The organism is Streptomyces sp. NPDC127092 (assembly GCF_042722475.1).
Classification (GTDB): domain Bacteria; phylum Actinomycetota; class Actinomycetes; order Streptomycetales; family Streptomycetaceae; genus Streptomyces.
In genome coordinates, this window is sequence record NZ_JBHXFE010000267.1 from 1 (window position 1) to 1,307 (window position 1,307).

A 1,307-nucleotide genomic window follows, 5' to 3' on the forward strand; every position below is an offset into this window, starting at 1 on the left:
GGCCAGGCGCTCGACCACGTGGTCGATGCAGCGCAGCAGTGCCGCGACGTCCTCGGGCTCGATCGCGGCGAAGGTCGCGATCCGCAGCTGGTTCCGGCCGAGCTTGCGATAGGGCTCCACGTCCACCACGCCGTTCGCGCGCAGGGCCTGGGCGACCGCCGCCGCGTCGACGTCGTCGGAGAAGTCGACGGTGCAGACCACGGCGGAGCGGTCCTCGGACCGGGCCACAAAGGGCGTGGCGAAGGACGACGCCTCGGCCCACGCGTACACGCGCGAGGAGGAGTCGGCGGTGCGGGCGGTCATCGCGTCCAGCCCGCCCTGACCGTTCATCCAGCGCAGCTGCGCGTCCAGCATGACGAGCGTGGCCAGCGCGGGCGTGTTGTAGGTCTGGTCCTTGAGGGAGTTCTCCACGGCCGTGGCCAGGTCCAGGAACGCCGGGATCCACCGGCCGGACTCCTTGATCTCCGCGACCCGCGCCAGGGCCCGCGGGGAGAACAGCGCGAGCCACAGACCGCCGTCGGACGCGAAGTTCTTCTGCGGCGCGAAGTAGTACACGTCCGCCTCGGACACGTCCACCGGCAGGCCGCCCGCGGCCGAGGTGGCGTCGACGACGACCAGCGCGTCCTCTTCGATGCCCGCGGGGCGGACGACGGGCGCCATCACGCCGGTGGAGGTCTCGTTGTGCGGCCACGCGTACACGTCGACCCCGGCCACGGCCTCCGGCTCGGGGCGGGTGCCCGGCTCGGAGGTGCGGATGTCCGACGGCGCCAGGAACGGCGCCTGGTCGGTGGCCTTGGCGAACTTCGAGCCGAACTCGCCGAAGCTCAGATGCTGGGCGCGCTCGCGGACCAGGCTGAAGGCGGCCGCGTCCCAGAACGCGGTGGAGCCGCCGACGCCGAGGATCACCTCGTAGCCCTCCGGCGCCGAGAACAGCTCGGCGACGCCCGACCGGACGCTCGCCACCAGGTCCTTGACCGGCTTCTGACGGTGCGACGTGCCGAGCAGCCCGGCTGCGTCCTGGAGCGCGCTCAGCTGCTCGGGGCGGACCTTGGAGGGGCCGGCGCCGAAGCGGCCGTCGGCCGGCAGCAGGTCCTGGGGGATGGTGATCTCGGCGGGGGAGGTCATGCGTGCTCCTGACGCTTCGGGGTCGCGGGTCGCGCCCATTCTCCCGCGCCCGGGACCACCGGCCGTCCACGTGACTCACGCCTCGCTAGGATGTCCGGGACGAAGAGCCCGAGGGAAGAGGACGTGCCATGACGGATCTGATCGACACCACCGAGATGTACCTGCGCACGATCCTCGAGCTC

General features: G+C 72.1%; 1 protein-coding gene. It reads right to left on the reverse strand.

What is annotated here, in order from left to right:
- The coding region (serC, locus tag ACFWJO_RS39565) for a phosphoserine transaminase (RefSeq protein WP_386873115.1) at positions 1 to 1,125 on the reverse strand (1,125 nt) is incomplete at its 3' end.
- Positions 1,126 to 1,307 lie beyond the last annotated feature (182 nt).